We start from the raw sequence: 17,121 nt of genomic DNA on the forward strand, positions 1-17,121 counted from the left end.
CAATCCGCCCTTATCTCTACTGCTATCCGGAGAAATGTATGGAGACACTTAAAACCTGGTCGTACGATCCCAATTTTCATGTGCGTCGTTTGGTCAGTGAAGAAACTCGACCTCGTCTTCCTTGGGCGAAGCGGATGAACGCACTCGGCGGAGATCCCTTGCGAAATCTTGACTTGCTTGAGCCTTTGTTGAATGACGGTTTGGGCTATGTCAGACGGTCTGTGGCCAATCATGTGAATGATTTGACGAAGGATTACAAACGGGTCACTATAACATGGATAGCCGATAAGCTGTGCAGGGGGTGGGAACATGGTCCGAGCGTGGTCCGTCATGCATTAAGGTCGCAAGTGAAGTCCGGAGATCCGGATGCGTTGGCAATAATAAAGGAACTGTAGTAATCTTGGGAGCATATGTGCTGATGAATGGAGAAGTTGTTTAACATGAGGAGAAGCAAAGCGGAGACAACGGAAACGATACGTAAATTGATCGAAATCGCCAGAACCCATTTTACCGAGTATGGTTATGCGAATACGGTATTGGAATCGATTGTCCATGAAGCGAAACTAACGCGAGGCGCGGTTTATCATCATTTTCGCAGCAAGAAGGAATTGTTTCGAGCCGTATTGGAAGATGTCCAACGAGAAGTTGCCAAGAGAGTGGAAGCGGAAGCCTCGACGAGCGAAGATCCATGGCAGCAGCTCTACTTAGGTTGCCGGGCATTCATTATGGCTGCTGTTGAAGAGAGCAATAGGCGAATCATGTTGGTAGACGGTCCGGCGGTTCTCGGTTGGGAAACCTGGAGGGAAATGGACCAGAACCACTCCATGCGTTTATTGAGAGAGCAGCTTGCTATCATGCAGAAACAAGGACATTTTCGAATGATTCCCCTCGATGTCCTGACCCATTTTATTTCGGGCGGTTTGAATGAAGCGGCCCTCTGGCTTGCCAATGAATCCGCGCAGCCGAAAGCTTTGGATGAAACAATGGAGGTTCTTTCTGTTTTCTTGGAAGGATTCAAGCAAAATACAATTCACTCCCCCGGTGCGACGTGAACCAGCTTATGGTAGTGAAATTGGTGAGCGGGAGATCGCATCGCTGGCAACGATACGGTTTAGGGTTAGATTCTCCCTTGTCTCACCACACAGACCAAAGATATAGGTAATTTCCCAATATTTACGTACACAAGTCATGTGGGGAGTGTGGCGCTACTATTTTGATGTTCTATTGCCCAAACCTAAACGAAAACATCTTTACTAGAATCAGGCTATTTTATTGGACAGGACGCTTCAATTGTGTTGTTTACTATGCGTCAGGAATGATTCATAACAAGTTCTACCGGTGCGAGCCCCTTCCAACCATTGGAAGGGTTTTTGTCTTTAAAATGGAATAATAGTCCAAGTCAAGCCGATTGAACGGAGGAGTACAATGGGACACCGAGCGAATCTGATCATTGTGAGAAATCATTCATACGAGTTGTATTACAGCCACTGGTGTGCAAACACCTTGCCCAAAAATATATTTTGGGGAGAACAATACGCTATCAAATTTATCGAAATGCAGACGAAGGTAGATGAGTCTGGATGGTTGAATGATGCTTGGGCTGAAGGCGGAGCCATTCTTGATGCAGATAAAAAAAAGGTAATGTTCTATGGGGGCGAAGATATACGCTACAACATTCCGCTAAGAGATCTCTATGTAAAACTTATGGGATACATTTGGGAGGGGTGGGAAATCAAATGGGCTTACGAAGGTATTGTAGACCTGGCAGCCTACGTAGGTTACCCAAAGGAAAAAGTGCTAACGGGTCGTAAAAACGATTGCGCTCATACGAGCTTAGCTCCTCCGGAGGAGAAAGACTGGGTTGATACAGTGGCAAGCGTAAAGTTTTCTCCAAACGAAATGCTACTGTTTCCATTATGGGGAGGGATCGATAATTATTTGCCATATGGACCTGATTTGGTAAATCGAATAGATAAAGCCTATGGGTATCCACGTATATCTTTAAGTGAATGGTCCCATGATTTTCCGATCGGAGGCTTCCATATTGATATGGAACGGAGAAGATTGGAATTTTGGCATGCAAATGTAATCCCAAACATCTCCCAACAACTTCAAGAGAAATGGTCTGATTGGGAGGTTGTCAATCATTATGGAGATTACGAATCGCAATGCAGGTGTACAGACGGGCTGTTGCAGTTCCAGGATATGAGCCACCATCACTTGCTGGAGACCTTGAAGACTCAACTGCTGAAAGAATCATCGAATCCAGTGGATTCATTAGCTCTCTTCGTTCAAAAAGAGGCAGAGGCAGGAAAAAAGGTAGAAGTAAACCCTTACGCTTTGAAGCATGACACATACGAGCTGTCCAGGAATGTGAAAGAACAAATACTAGACGAAGCTATGGAGAAGCTACAATTCTAGTACACGGAGCCCTCCCGACAGAGTGTATTGCTGAATGATCGGGTCGACAAATGGGATAACTGAGAGGTTTACACTACAGCAGGGGAGAAAGCGGGGGAACTGCTGGTCTGAAAGGCAGCCGAAAGTCCCTCGAAAGAAATTATGCTTCAAAAAAACTGCCCGACCAAAAGCGGGCAGTTTTGACATCAAGCAATGGATGTGATCGGATGTTTAACGTATGGGGGGTAGATGTTACCCTCATTTGCTCTTACAAATAAACCGCCATCATAGATCTCGCTTTTTACTTCGATCCCCTCATAGTCAGGAGTGAAATGGAACGTTACTTTTTCCGTATCGCTGCCTGCAATCTTGGTCAAAATATCGTGAATGTTGACTTCCTTCGTGCTAATGACATCGAAAAGATCGAGGTAATTGTTTTCCTTTTTATAGATCGCAAGAACGTCCTCGTTTTCCAAGTAATACAGATCGTCGCCAAATACGTTCAGGCAATAAAACATGAAGATTCCTTGAGCGCCATCCGTTCCAAAACGCTGAGAAACAGGCAGCCTTTCTGAAGCAAGCCTGTAAATGAAACGAAGATCAGCTTCATCCTTTACAGTAAGCTTTCGAATGCCTGTATCCGCACTAGGGCTCGGACTTGGCGTAAAATCCATCGAAAAGAGATGCTCTTCTGCCGGTTTGAATCCAAACCGGGGATAAAAATCGAGAACCGTTTTGTTCGCAAAAAGGTACATGAAATCATACTGATTTTCATATTCCTCTAAAACCTTGTTCATCAACCTTGCAGACAGTCCCTGTTTTCGATATTCCGGATGAGTCATGACCGTTCCGATTTGTATCGCTTTTTTCTTCTCGCCATCCATAATGAGCGAAAGCAGGTTAACAGAAACATTTGCGACAACGGTTTCTCCCTCAACAAATGAAAAGGGTATGTACCGTTCATTCCAAAACCCTTTTTGATACCACGTTTCAAATTGGATGCCAAAAGTGCTGGCAGCAAGTTCGGATAAACTCCTTCGAAGTGCCTCGTTGGTTTTATAATTCTTCATAAATGCAAGTTCACGCATTCCAGTTGCCCCCTGAATTAAAAAATTGAGGATAAACAGGCAGTTCGAGCAAGCTTCTCTCCTAGCTTACCACTGTCACACCTCGCCGGCTTATGAAGATTGACGATTACTTGCGTGGAATATAGCGTATTGCAGCAAAAAGGAAAAGGGAAAAAGTGGAGAGTGAGCGAAAGTAACATTATCCCAATCAGCCATTTCACCGTAATTCTCGGGATGATCTTAGGCAATTGCGAAAAGCCTGCTGTTTCAATACTTGTAGCACGATACCAACGACGCCGAAAGGGAAGGATCACGTATGGATACGAATGCCGTTTTCGATGAGTTTCCGATCATAAAATCCGACCGTTTCATCCTGAAAAAGATTGATGCCAATCATCTGGAGGATGTATTTGAGATTTACAGCAATGACAAGGTGTTTGAATATTGCGGAATCATCCCGAAGCACAATAAAGAGACGGTGAAGTCGATGATCGGGCATTTTGAGAGGGACTTCAATAAAAAGTCCCGAGTAAAATGGGGCATATTCACTCATGTTGAAAGCGACAAACTGGTTGGCATCATCGAAGCATTCGATTTTAACCAGAAGGTGAATATGGTGACGATCGGGTACTTTTTGGCGGAAGCGCACTGGGGGAAAGGGATTGCTACAGAGGCTGTGAAAGCATTGGTACGATTTCTGTTTCATGAAGTGAACGTAAACCGAATACAGGCCGAAGTCATGCCTCCAAACGAAATTTCAAAGAAGGTATTGATAAAGAATGGGTTTGTCAAAGAAGGCACACTGCGACAAGCAACCGTATGGTCGGGGAAGGGCGTAGTTGACCTGGAGATCTACAGCATTCTAAAAAATGAGTATAAAAATGAATAAAACAAAAGGGTTTGATATGTATTTGACACAAAAAAACGGAAAGCGGGGAAAAAAGGGCGCGTACCAATTCCCTTCCCGTGCTGATCAGGGGCGACGAACAGCATCTCGAATTTCGGCCCATTCAGTCCAATAAATCCGGTTGGTTCTTGAAGCTCGTTTACTGCCACCCAGACCTCAAGTTCTTTCATTGCTTCGTTTTGAACGATGTTTTTGTAAAACTGAATATCTTCTTCCGTCAGGAAAGTGTGGGTGCGAACTACAGCCCGGTACCAAATATCTACCAATCTTTCATGATCTTTTTCTTGGCAACCGGCAATTTCACCCTCCCATAATATGCTGACAAACAAATCAGCCTCTTCAAACGAGAAGAGGCTGAATCCTTTTTTCCTTCCATCGTATTTCCTTCACATTGCACATCTTGCGAGTAGCGAAGCGGCATAAATTCAACGTTCAGATTGTTTGTCTCAAAATGCTTGAACTGTTATACGAAAAGATAATCCTACTCGTCTTTGAACAATTCAACAATCTCCCGGAAGACCGTAATCTCTTCTCCCAAATCCTCTTCGGAAGAATTCACGCTAGTCTTCACGATAATCATATTTTCATTCTGGTTGACGTAAATATTTTGTCCATAAATGCCGTTGGCCAAAATTTCCTTATTGTCCGGGTCGGGGCTTGGCGGAATCCACCATTGATACTTGTAGAATGGGAAGCCTTCACTGCCGATATACGTTTCTTTTACCCAATCCTCGGAGATGATCTGTTTTCCGTTCCAGTTGCCGTTATTCAAGTACAGCCGGCCAAACTTGGCGTAATCCCGCAGGGAGGCATTCAGATAGGCAAACGTCATGTCATCGCCGTGCAGGTCGGTGTTCCAGTATGCGGAGTGTTCCATGCCGAGCGGCTTCCAGATTTTTTCCTCCAGATATTTGGATGGCTGCTTGCCTGTTGTTTTCTTGATGAGCATGCCAAGCACTTGCGTATCGGACCCTTTGTAGGTAAAGGTGCCGGGGGATGCGTCCGAAGGCAGGGTCGTCATCATCTCATTGAAGGATTCCTTCTCCACAAATAGTCGATTGTACCATTCGGTGATAAAAGGCTCTTCATAGACCGGATATTTGACGCCGGAAGCCATGTTGAGAATATCCTTGATCGATACGCCGTCATAACCGGAATCCTTCAGCTCCGGAAGATAATCCGTGATGGGATCATCGACGCTGTTTATGTAGCCTTCGTCAATGGCGATGCCGACCAGTGCAGAGGTAAACGACTTGGACATGGACCAGGATGTATTCAATGTTTTCTGGCTATTTCCGTGGTAATATCGCTCGGTAACGATTTTATCGTCTTTGATGACAAGCAGGCCGGTTGTTACCGTTCGCTTCAGCAGATCTTCAAATTTGTGCTGCTGCTTGTTGTAGGTATAGGTGAAATTGGGCAAATCGCGGAGCTTCTTTTTGAACGTAAAGGTGTTCTTCTTATCGTTTTTGATCTTGTGGCTGGGAAAAATTTTATTCATGGATCGGAAGTTATTAATGATTTTATCTTTGTCAAAAAGTGTTAAAAATTTGGTGTGATCATACTTGGAACGAACGGAAGACTCGTTATCCTCTTCGATAACAGAATCTTCGAGATTGCCCTCTTCGGTAACAGAATCGTCGAGGCTGCCGTCCTCGGTAACGGAATCTCCGACGCCATCTTCTTCGGTAACGGAATCTTCCAGGCTGTCTTCTTCAGTAACGGAATCTCCGAGACTATCTTCTGCGGTATCAGAATCTCCGACACGATCATCCTCTTGGTCGAGGTCTTGTCCGATCTGAGAATCAGGATTAGGTGTTTGTGCAGATGCATGCGATGGCAAAAGAAAAGAGTGAGTGGTGAGTACACCTACCAACAAGGCGCTGACTGCCAGTGGCAACAACTTCTTTTTCTTGGACATGAATAGAAAACACTCCTTTTTATTTTGTAACAACATCACAAATATGTATATATATTACATTGCAATTCCGGTAAGAACAACAATTTATTTGAAAATATAAAAACTTTTAAAAAATTCTTTAAAAAACCGTTAGACTTCTGGCCACTGGAGTGTTCTTGAAATAGAGTGGAAACTCTTGCTTCTTGAGATAGTTGCATGAAAAAAAGCGACCGCCAAGAAGCATAGAGGACATTTCTTGGCGGTTGTTTCTGTTTGGAGTATGGAATGTGTGTTCATAACAGGCCACGAGACTTCTCGCTTTTCGGAAATACGGTATACGACAGAGCGAATATGCTGTCGATGACAAAAATCAAGGTCCAAATCCTGCTGAGGTTATTGACTGTCGGATTGGCAAAAGGCAGGAGGCCTTCCTTGGCTGAGAAAAATTCACGGAAAAAATCGCCCATACTTGTTATTTCGTAGAACCGTGAGGACAGCCCGAACAAAAAATAGAAAACCAGGTGGGCTATTGCATAGACAGAGAAGTGAATGTAAAAATGTTTCCGTTCTTTTTGGGCGTGTTCCCTTCCCACCAGCTTCTTCGGCGGTTCGATATTGGGAGCAGGCAGTCCCTTCCACTTGGCAACATAGATTTGGATATAGTAATCAAGCTTTTTGAAGTCGCTTTTTCCATACGTGATGGCATATACAAAAACAACCAGCACAACGATTTGATAACTGGAAAACTGCCCTGTATGCAAGTAGTCAAAAAAACCTAAAGAAGCGATCCATAGGTCATTGACGATAAACAGCAGAAAAAAAACAAAGCTGAGAGTTTTTTTGCCGAACCAATATCTGGCGATCAAGAACGTAATGATGGAAACCCAAAAGATGACTTCCGCGACAATAAGGAAAGCCCATTTATGCGTTAAAATATAATCCATTTGCTGCCTCCTTTTAAAAAAAGTGTGCGAGTACATGCTGTGTTTATTCAACATGCTGATATAACCAGGTAAACAATCCCTCCCATCCTTTTTTCCCTGAACATAGATGAACTTGCCAGGAAGGCACTGTTCCTTTTTTCAAGGAATGGAGCAATCCTTTCGCCATTCCCTACTGAATTGTATGTGGCCGGACTTTTTGCAGTAATCATTGGCTGTTGCTCACGATTTATATACTGAGAGTATACACCACATGGTGCTTTTATCAAGAAAATAATGTAAAAATAGGGATTTAGATACTTTGTATGCTCCCAGCTATGGGATGAATGAATTACTTCCCTTGCAATCGTTGGGTTGTGAATTGTTGCGGGATTTACGGATGTCTGAGAAAACCTCCCTTTGTATGATAGGTGTAAATTGTTGGAATAAAGGGGACTCATCATGAAAAAACGTGTAGTTGTTACCGGGATGGGTGTCGTTACGCCAATAGGAGTAGGTGTCAAAACTTTTTGGGAAAACGTTGTACGGGGCGTGAGCGGGGTTGACTACATTCAAGCTTTTGATGCCGAAGGGTTTCCGACGACTATCGGTGCAGAAGTAAAAGGCCTTGACCTCGATGAATGGTTTACCCCAAAAGAAAAAAATCGGATGGAAACTTTTACACAGTATGCGATCGTGGCTGCCAAGCAAGCTATCTCCCAGGCAAAATTGGACATGCGTCAACTAGACCCCTACCGCGTGGGAGTGATTGTCGGAACAGGCATGGGTGGAACGAGGCTCATTCTGGAAAACTATCAGGACCTGCTTCAGCACGGGTATCGAAAAGTCAGCTCTTACTTGGCATTTGCCTCGCTGGTGGATGCCCCGACAAGCGAAGTTTCGATCATGGTAGGGGCAAAAGGCAAAAGCGGGGCCTGGGGTTCCGCATGTGCAACAGGAAACAACTGTATTGGCGAAGGCTGCCGAGCGATTCAATACGGAGAAGCGGATGTTATGATTGCCGGCGGAACGGAAGGCCAATTCACGCCTATTGACTTGGCCTCTTTTTGTAAAATAAAGGCTTTATCCACTCGGAACGACAATCCGCAAGCGGCCAGCCGCCCTTTTGACAAGGACCGGGACGGCTTCGTGATTGGTGCGGGATCGGGAATTGTTGTGCTGGAGTCGGAGGAGTCTGCCAAGAAAAGAGGAGCCACGATCCTCGCGGAAGTAGCCGGATACGGCTCCACTACAGATGCCTATCACGTCACGGCACCTGATCCGGAAGCGAAAAGCGCGATTATGGCGATGAAAAATGCAATTGCGGATGCCAATCTTGCACCTGCTGACATCGACTACATCAATGCCCACGGTTCCAGTACGCGATTGAACGACCAAATCGAAACGCTGGCGATAAAGAAGCTGTTTGGTGAAAAGGCCAGGTCCATTCCCGTCAGCTCCATAAAGTCGATGACAGGGCATTTGCTGGCAGGGGCCAGTGCAGTCGAGCTGATTGCCTGCATCCTGACTCTGCAGCATCAAATCGTGCCGCCAACGATTAACCTCCACGAGCCCGATGAAGGATTCGATCTCAACTATGTGCCAAATGAGGCGCAGGCGCATCGAGTACGGGCCGTTTTGAACAACTCGTTTGGTTTTGGCGGGTACAATGCTTGTATCGTTGTTAAGGAATGGCAAGGGTAAGTTGTGGGAGGGAGAGCTATGAGCGTGATTCATATACAAGAAAATCGCATGAAGCTAGAGCAGTTTTCCAACATGGACGCATGCATTCATCATTTGATCGAACAGCAGGCGGCGATGACACCCAATCAGACAGCAGTCATTTATGAAGCAAGTGAGCTCAGTTATCAGCAGTTGAATGAAAAAGCCAATCAGTTTGCTCATTACCTGGTACAATGCGGGCTGCAAATTGAAGAGCCTGTCGCTGTTTGCATGGACCGCTCTCTGGAGATGGTCATTGTATTGCTGGGAGTGCTAAAGGCCGGAGGCGCCTACGTTCCCATTGACCCGAACTATCCGAAAAAACGTTTGGAATATATGTTGACGGATGCGAAGGCCCCCATCATTGTTACGACGCAGAGCAGAGAAATGATCTTTGCGGATCAGCAATTGGGAGATGCAAAGCTTGTTGTTGTCGACAAAGGGGAGGAATGGAGCAAGCAGCCCTCCCGTAATCTTGACATACCAATGACAGGCGACAACCTCATCTACATGATTTATACGTCGGGCTCCACTGGAAATCCCAAAGGGGTCATGAATACACACCGGGCTTTAAACAACCGTCTGCAGTGGATGCAAAAAGAGTTTCAATTAAACAGTTCTGATCGCATCCTGCAAAAAACGCCGTTCAGCTTCGATGTGTCAGTCTGGGAATTTTTTTGGCCGTTGCTTGCCGGGGCAACCCTTGTCATGGCCAGACCAGAAGCGCATAAAGATCCCGAATATCTGATCCAAACCGTTCAAGCGATGAACATTACGACCATGCACTTCGTACCGTCCATGCTGCAAATTTTTCTCGATACGTATCAAACAGAAACGCCGCTCCCGTCTCTCAAGCGGATTATTTGCAGCGGGGAAGCACTGACGAAGTCGATGGAGCTCGCCTTTTTCTCAAAATTTGACAAGGTTGAGCTGTACAACTTATACGGTCCCACAGAAGCGGCTATCGATGTCACCTACTGGAAGTGCACAGGCGATAAACGTGAAAAGGCAGTGCCCATCGGGTTTCCGATCAGCAATATTCGCTTGCATATTATCGATGGGGAAAACCTGATAACGGAGCCAGGGGTCGCAGGCGAACTGCATATTGGCGGAATCGGACTTGCAAGAGGCTACCATAACAAACCGGAGCTGACCGAGGAAAAATTTATTGCTGATCCCTTCCACGAAGGCGAGCGTCTGTACAAAACGGGCGATTTGTGCAGATACCGCGAAGACGGTGCCATCGAATATATCGGCAGGATCGATTTCCAAGTAAAAATACGCGGATACCGGATTGAACTGGGTGAAATTGAAGCAGCCATGGAGCGCTTGCCCAATATCAAGCAGTGTGTCGTTACTGCCGTTCGCGAAGGCGACCACACCTTCCTTGTTGCTTATGTGACCGTCCTGGACGACGAGAAATGGGAAGAAAATAGCGTTCGTAAACAAATGGAGGAGCAGCTGCCTGATTATATGATTCCTTCATTTTTTGTCCGCTTGGATGGGTTCCCCTTATCGTCCAATGGAAAGGTTGATCGAAAAAGTCTGCCTGCTCCCCAGAAAAACAGGATTGTTCCTGCAGAGCGTCAACCACAAACGGAGACCGAAAAAATAGTGGCTTCATTTTGGAAAGAGCTTCTGTTTTTAGACGATGTAGGTATTGATACACCGTTTCTCCATGTGGGGGGCAACTCGCTTTTTGCTGCCCGTTTTGTGACTCGCTTAAAGCAGCGGCTGCCAATCCATCTTACGTTGAAAGATGTTTTTCAGCATCCTACCATTCGTCAATTGAGTGCATTTATCGATTCACAATCTTTTATCTCGGAAGAGCAGACTTTGCTGCCGGCGAAGAACGACGAGAAGAAAAGAGAGTTGTCGTTTGCGCAAAAGCGGCTCTGGTTTATTAATGAATGGCAGGGAACCAGCTCCTTGTACAACTTGCCTACCTATTTCGAAATAACAGGACCCTTGCAGTACGATGCTTTTCTTGCCAGTCTGGAGCATTTGCTTGCGCGGCATGAAGTATTAAGGGTCAACTTTATCGAAGAGGACGGTCGTCCTTTCCAAGTGATTGATGATTCGAAGAAAAGCAATTTGGAACGGATCTCTTTATCTGATCAGCCGTATGAGTTAGCGAAACAAACAGCGCTGCAAGCGATGGAAGAAGACGCGAAGATTCCATTCGAACTGACATCCGACCCGCTGTATCGGTTTAAGCTGTATAAGCTGTCTGATAACCAGCATCTCTTTTATTACAATGTTCATCATATCGTCTGGGATGGCTGGTCGAACTATGTTTTCCAATCAGACCTTCTCAAGAAATACAACGAAATAGTAGGCGGCACAGACTGTGAAGTACAGGAAGCTATGGAAGGGCAGGTCCAATATAGTGACTACGTGACCTGGCAGAATGCTTTTATTGATTCCCCGGTTTACCGGGAGCAGATGGACTTTTGGAAAACACAACTGGGCACCGAGGCTCCTTCTATCAAGTTGATGGCGAATCAGAAGAAGACGCATCCGGATGGTCATAATGGGGCCGTCAGCACGTTCCAGATTCCGAACCAGGTGTTAGAGCAACTGAAAGCGTTTTGCAAACAGAACAATACGACCCTTTTCATGGCGATGCTTTCGCTCTTTAAATTGTTGATTTATCGCTTGTCACAGGAAAAGGACATTGCGATTGGGACAACGGCTGCAGGGCGAAATCACGCCAAACTGGAAGGGTTGCTCGGATTTTTTGTAAACACATTGGTGATTCGAAATGAAATTCGCGAAGGCACCAGCTTTGTTGAACTTGTCCAGCAAGTAAGCGATACGGCGGTAAAAGCGTTCTCCCATGGAGACGTTCCTTTTGACAAAGTGGTGGAGGAGCTTCAACCGCATCGTTCAGTCAACCAGCAGCCTCTGTTTCAATATATGTTCACCTTCCAGGATTTCGCGTTTGACCCGGCGCAGGGAAATCAACTGGCGGTCAGCGAACCGATTTCGCTCCATAACGACACCGCCAAGTTTGATCTGACGCTGTTCATGGAACGGAGTGGCGAAGAATATATCGGAAAATGGGAATATCGGACAGACCTGTTTGAGGAAGAGACGATCAAACGATTTAGTTCGCATTTCCTGCAGCTATGTGAGCGAGTATTGGCACAGCCATTTACTGCTGTTGAACAGCTTCCCGTGCTGAGCGAGAGAGAAAAGGCGTTCATGATTCACACGTTAAATGAGACAGCATGCGAATTTCCGGATGTTGCCTTGCATGAATGGTTTGAAGCCCAGGCGATGAAAACGCCGGACAACATCGCCGCCGAGTATGAAGGGGAGTGCCTGACCTACAGGGAGCTTGATGAGAAGGCGAATCAACTGGCTCACTTGCTCCGTGAAAAGGGCGTAGCTCCCGACACGCCGGTAGGCTTATGCATGGAACGGTCTTTGGAACTGGTCGTGTCCATGATGGGAATCCTGAAAGCGGGCGGTGCTTTTCTGCCAATTGATACGGAAGTCCCTTGGGAACGGGCTTACGCCATTTTGCAGGATGCGGGGGCTTCGATTTGCATAACGCAGCCAGGGACAAGGCTGCAGGAAACAAAAGATATCGAGCTGCTTTCCTATCTGATACAGGAGAGCCTTTTGGAAGGATATCCAGTCACGAAACCGGATGTTCAAGTCACCCCTGACCATCTCGTTTCGATCTATTACACGTCAGGCTCAACGGGAAAACCCAAAGGCGTCAGCAACACGCATAAAGGCTGGGTTAACCGGATGAACTGGATGCAGAACAAGCATCGTCTACAGGCACACGAAGTCGCATTGCAGAAAACAATCCTGACGTTTGATGATTCCGCCGTCGAGATTTTCTGGCCGTTGACAGTCGGAGCGAAGATCGCGTTTCTGCCCAAAGGAGCGCACCGGGACCCGGTCAGTATTATCGAATATGCAATCAAGCACAACGTTTCCTTGCTTCAGTTTGTTCCGAGCATGCTGAAAATGGTGCTGGAGCAAATCACACCGGTTCAAAGACAGCAGTTGACGAACCTGCGCATTGTCGTATCCAGCGGGGAAGCATTGCATGCCGACGTGGTCCGCTCGTTCTATGAAAAGATGCCAGGCAAGCTGTTCAACACATGGGGAGCTACGGAGGTCTCGATTGATTCCACATGTTTTGATTGCGAGCCGGATGTGGAGAACAGCTCTGAAATTGTTTCCGTCGGACGTCCGATCGACAATAACCGCATTTATGTACTGGACAAGTTTTTAGAACCGGTTCCGCCTGGCGTCCCTGGTGATTTATACATTGCCGGCATCGGCCTGGCCAGAGGGTATATCAACAATCCGGAAAGAACGGCTCAGTCCTTTATTCCCGATCCGTTTTATCCGGGGGAGTTCATGTACCGAACCGGTGATAGAGGGTACTTGAAACCAGATGGAAACATTATGTTCCTCGGCCGCCAGGACAATCAAATCAAGCTAAGAGGAATGCGTGTCGAACTCGGTGAGATCGAAACCACGCTGAGGGCTATCGCGGGGGTTTCCGAAGCTGTCGTCATCGTCCATAAAACCGAGTCTGACATTCAATATTTGGCTGCCTACTATACGTCCGCAGAAGGCGACATACAACCCGGCGTATTAAAGCATGAGCTGAAAAAGGTGCTGCCTGATTATATGGTTCCCAGCTATTACGTTCAACTGCAGGCGTTCCCGTTAAATGCGAATGGGAAAATCGATCGGCACCAACTGCCAAAACCATCCGAGCAAAATCTTGCTGCTGTTGGCGCTTACGTTGCCCCCAAGAACGACAAGGAACAAGCTATTTTGTCCATTTGGCTTGAGAAATTGGGCGTACAAAAAATAGGAGTCCAAGATAACTTCTTCGAGTTAGGCGGACATTCCTTATTAGCGGTTCAGATTATCTCGGAAGTAAATAAAAAGTTTGAGTCAAGGCTTTACGTGAAAGATCTGTTCGAAAATCCAACGATTGAAACATTGGCTGGCGTTTTGGAAAAGCGCAAGAACAGTGATGCGAGCAGCCCGGTTATGGAATTGGCTGATCGCAATCAACCGTTCCCTCTTTCGGATGCCCAAAAGCGGATTTGGTTTTTAGACCAGCTCTACCAAGACACAAAACATAATATGCCGCTCGTTTTAAAATTCCATGGATCTGTCGATTCAGAGAGATTGCAGGATTGCCTGAACCAACTGATTGACAGGCATGAATCATTGCGCACCGCTTTTCTCAATAAAAACGGCGAGCCAATCCAACGCATCTTGCCCCACGCCACAATTTCTTTGCAGGTGGAAGAGTGGGGAGATCGGGAATTGCAACAGATCGTGCGACGAGAAATGTCCATTCCGTTTGATCTTGCTGCGGCACCCTTGGTCAGAGGCACTCTGGTGAAAGGGAAGTCGGCGGATGTCCTGGTGCTTACCTTCCATCATATTATCAGTGATGGCTGGTCTCTAAAGGTTGTGAAAGAAGAGCTTCTGAAGCTGTATGCGGGTGAACGGACATTTTTAGAGGAAAAGCCTGTGCAATATGTGGACTACCTGTTAAGACACAACGATTTTATCAATCAGGCGGAATCTCAGGAGCAGCTTTCCTATTGGAAGAAAAAGTTTGACGGAGAGATTCCCTTGCTTCAGCTTCCCATTAGCAGAAGCCGGCAAAGGGAGGGCAAGACGGGAAATGAAACGCTGAGAAAATCTTTGTCCATGCAAGTATCAAGCGACATAAAAGCTTTCAGTCAGGAACAGAGAGTCACACCTTTTATGACGCTGCTATCCGTATTCGGCGTACTGCTGTCCAGACTGTCCCAGCAAACCGATTTGATCATCGGCACTCCCGTAGTCAATCGGAATACCTCAGAATTGGAGAAGTCCGTAGGTCTCTATTTGAATACATTGCCATTGCGGATGGAACTTGATGCAAATGCGACATACAGAGATGTGTTGGATCAGGCAAAACAGACGGTGCTGGAGGCGTTTGCCAATCAGGATATTCCTTTTGAAAAAATTGTGGAAGAAGTGAATCCGAAGCGGAACCTTAACCGCAATCCGTTATTTGATGTGTCCATTAACTATCGCAGCTTCGATGAACCTAAGACATACGCAGCCGATAATGTGGTCGTGGAAGAGATCGAAGTGGATGAAATTGAATCGAAGTTCTTCATGACGCTCTATATTGAGGAAGCCGCAGACGGATTCCATCTAACGCTCGCCTATCAAAATCAATTGTTTGAAAAAGAGCGGATGGCTGAGTTTCTGAATCAGTATATCCACTTGTTGCAGCAGGCGATGAAACTGGCAGATCAATCCATCCAATCCTACTCATTGGTCACTGAACAAGCCAAACGCATTTTGCCTGACCCAACGGCGAGACTTCAACAGATCGATTATCCACGTATTATTGAACAAGTGAAGTACTGGAGTGAGCAGGCTCCCCATCAGGTTGCCGTAGAAGATAACGAAAAATCGTATACCTATCGGGAATTGTTCCAAGATTCCCTGCGGATTGCAAAAGGTTTGCGCCGCCGAAATGTACATTCCGGAGATGTAGTAGCTCTATATGGAGATAGAAGCTATGAAATGATTATCTCGATGATGGGCGTACATTTGGCAGATGCCATTTTTATGAACATGGACACGCAAGTACCGGAAAAAAGATTCGAGTCCATGCTACAGATTGCAAACGCACGCGTGATCGTAACGAGCGAGACACTGGGCCAAACATACAAAGACGCACTGGCAGCAAGTGGAGTCCAATCATTTGAAGTGAGTGACCTGCTAAAAGAAGAAGCAGAGACGGGCACTGATCTGCCTCCAGCGTATACTTGTCCGGATGCCTATATTTTCTTTACATCAGGAACAACGGGAGAGCCGAAAGGAATCCTGGGTACACACAACAGTATCTCTCACTTCTTGAACTGGCAGCGGCAAGAATTCGGTGTCACGACTAAGGATCGCAACGCGCAGCTCATTCACATTACATTTGATGCGTACCTGCGAGATGTCTTTTTGCCATTGACAAGTGGAGCGTCTCTCTTCATTCCTTCGAAGCAAGAAACAGATATGCTCGATTGGCTGGCGAAAAAAGAGATTACGATGCTCCATACGGTCCCATCGCTCGCGGGCCATTGGCTCAAGCAATCAGCAAAGACAAAGTCATTGCCGTCATTGCGACATGTATTTTTTTCAGGAGAACCTTTGCTTGCCAGTCTCGTTCATGCTTGGCGTGAAATCACGGATGCCCAAATGAATAATTTCTATGGCCAGACAGAGACGACTCTGATCAAGTGCTTCTATGTAGTTCCAAAGGAGCTTGCCGAAGAGGTCCAGCCGCTAGGCAATCCAATGCCAGACACGCAATTGCTGATTGTCAATCAGGAAAAACAGCTATGCGGGATTGGGGAACCTGGAGAGATAATGGTTCGCACTCCTTATCGGACGAAAGGATATTTGAATAAGGAACTAGAGGCGTTTATCCCCAACTTTTTTGATCCAGAAGATGATATTTACTTGTATCGCAGCGGTGACATGGGACGCTATCGACCGGATGGAAGCTTGGAAATCATAGGTCGAGCAGACGATCAAATCAAAATAAGGGGCGTCCGTATTGATAAAAACGAGATTGTCGCAGCTATTCTGAGACAGCCATACACGAAACAGTGCATCATTTTAGATGCAAAACAAGCAGATGAGATCCAGTTGAATGCCTATATCGTAATGGAGGACGGCCACAAGCTCTATCCGGATCAGCTGCGGAAAGTTTTGCGCAATGAATTGCCACTGGTTATGATTCCGAACCGATTTATCCAGATTGATGAGGTGCCTGTAACCTCCATAGGCAAAATCGATCGAAAAAAACTGGCGGCTCTTGAAGTTTTTGAAGAGGCAGAATCAGATGACGTTTTCCAAACTCCTTTGGAAATGGAGCTGGGAAAAATTTGGACAAAGTTGTTGCCTGTGTCATCCGTAGGGCCCAACAGCAATTTCTTTGAATGCGGGGGGCATTCTCTGCTCATTGTAAAAATGATATCACGCATAGACAGCCTCGGTTATGAGATCAGCTTAATGGATGTCTTCGAATATCCCACGATCAGAGGCTTAGCTGCCCTCATGCCAGAGAGAAAGAAAAAGGATCTATCTATTCGAAAAGTCACACGGATTAAGCAAAAGTTATAAACTTCATTATGAATGAAGGCAGGGATA

Annotated in this window: 9 protein-coding genes; 5 read left to right on the forward strand and 4 right to left on the reverse strand. The window is 46.1% G+C overall.

Annotated features, from left to right (window positions below):
* Positions 1-440: 440 nt before the first annotated feature.
* Positions 441-1,052: a TetR/AcrR family transcriptional regulator gene (locus tag EDM54_RS00615; RefSeq protein WP_003389369.1), complete on the forward strand. Its 612-nt coding sequence runs from the start codon at positions 441-443 to the stop codon at positions 1,050-1,052.
* A 373-nt stretch (positions 1,053-1,425) separates the two neighbouring features.
* Entirely contained in the window at positions 1,426-2,421 is a 996-nt protein-coding gene (locus EDM54_RS00620) for a hypothetical protein (RefSeq protein WP_039070029.1), read from the forward strand.
* Between the two features lie 185 nt (positions 2,422-2,606).
* Here the strand turns inward: EDM54_RS00620 and EDM54_RS00625 are convergent, their stop codons facing one another.
* Positions 2,607-3,488 carry a GNAT family N-acetyltransferase gene (locus tag EDM54_RS00625; RefSeq protein WP_122957589.1) on the reverse strand — a complete coding sequence of 294 codons (882 nt, stop codon included), beginning with the start codon at positions 3,486-3,488 and terminating at the stop codon, positions 2,607-2,609.
* 295 nt (positions 3,489-3,783) lie between these two features.
* Between EDM54_RS00625 and EDM54_RS00630 the strand changes: the two genes are divergently transcribed.
* A complete protein-coding gene (locus EDM54_RS00630) occupies positions 3,784-4,356 on the forward strand; it encodes a GNAT family N-acetyltransferase (protein WP_003389366.1) in 573 nt (190 codons plus the stop codon).
* On the opposite strand, the gene EDM54_RS00635 is transcribed toward EDM54_RS00630, so the two are convergent.
* The 3 genes from EDM54_RS00635 to EDM54_RS00645 form a co-directional block, all read right to left on the reverse strand.
* Complete coding sequence (locus EDM54_RS00635; RefSeq protein WP_003389365.1) at positions 4,320-4,703, reverse strand: GNAT family protein; 384 nt, start codon at positions 4,701-4,703, stop codon at positions 4,320-4,322. The genes EDM54_RS00630 and EDM54_RS00635 overlap by 37 nt on opposite strands.
* A gap of 152 nt (positions 4,704-4,855) precedes the next feature.
* Positions 4,856-6,295, reverse strand: coding sequence for a serine hydrolase domain-containing protein (locus tag EDM54_RS00640; protein WP_255320294.1), 1,440 nt, complete (start codon positions 6,293-6,295; stop codon positions 4,856-4,858).
* 272 nt (positions 6,296-6,567) lie between these two features.
* Positions 6,568-7,218 (reverse strand): hypothetical protein, encoded by a 651-nt coding sequence (locus EDM54_RS00645; protein WP_003389363.1) that lies wholly within the window; start codon positions 7,216-7,218, stop codon positions 6,568-6,570.
* 438 nt (positions 7,219-7,656) lie between these two features.
* Here EDM54_RS00645 and fabF point away from each other — a divergent pair, with 438 nt between their 5' ends.
* On the forward strand, positions 7,657-8,898 hold the full coding sequence (gene fabF / locus EDM54_RS00650) for a beta-ketoacyl-ACP synthase II (protein WP_003389362.1): 1,242 nt from the start codon (positions 7,657-7,659) through the stop codon (positions 8,896-8,898).
* An 18-nt stretch (positions 8,899-8,916) separates the two neighbouring features.
* Positions 8,917-17,094 (forward strand): non-ribosomal peptide synthetase, encoded by an 8,178-nt coding sequence (locus EDM54_RS00655; RefSeq protein ID WP_122957590.1) that lies wholly within the window; start codon positions 8,917-8,919, stop codon positions 17,092-17,094.
* The last annotated feature ends 27 nt before the right edge of the window (positions 17,095-17,121 follow it).

Origin of the sequence: Brevibacillus borstelensis (genome assembly GCF_003710865.1) — a bacterium.
In the GTDB taxonomy this organism is placed as follows: Bacteria; Bacillota; Bacilli; order Brevibacillales; family Brevibacillaceae; genus Brevibacillus; species Brevibacillus borstelensis.

What these genes read in the sequence shown, in the direction of transcription:
- fabF (WP_003389362.1), top strand. Translation starts at nt 7,657, where the DNA reads ATGAAAAAACGTGTAGTTGTTACCGGGATGGGTGTCGTTACGCCAATA.
- EDM54_RS00645 (WP_003389363.1), bottom strand. Translation starts at nt 7,218, where the DNA reads ATGGATTATATTTTAACGCATAAATGGGCTTTCCTTATTGTCGCGGAA.
- EDM54_RS00640 (WP_255320294.1), bottom strand. Translation starts at nt 6,295, where the DNA reads ATGTCCAAGAAAAAGAAGTTGTTGCCACTGGCAGTCAGCGCCTTGTTG.
- EDM54_RS00620 (WP_039070029.1), top strand. Translation starts at nt 1,426, where the DNA reads ATGGGACACCGAGCGAATCTGATCATTGTGAGAAATCATTCATACGAG.
- EDM54_RS00625 (WP_122957589.1), bottom strand. Translation starts at nt 3,488, where the DNA reads ATGCGTGAACTTGCATTTATGAAGAATTATAAAACCAACGAGGCACTT.
- EDM54_RS00615 (WP_003389369.1), top strand. Translation starts at nt 441, where the DNA reads ATGAGGAGAAGCAAAGCGGAGACAACGGAAACGATACGTAAATTGATC.
- EDM54_RS00655 (WP_122957590.1), top strand. Translation starts at nt 8,917, where the DNA reads ATGAGCGTGATTCATATACAAGAAAATCGCATGAAGCTAGAGCAGTTT.
- EDM54_RS00630 (WP_003389366.1), top strand. Translation starts at nt 3,784, where the DNA reads ATGGATACGAATGCCGTTTTCGATGAGTTTCCGATCATAAAATCCGAC.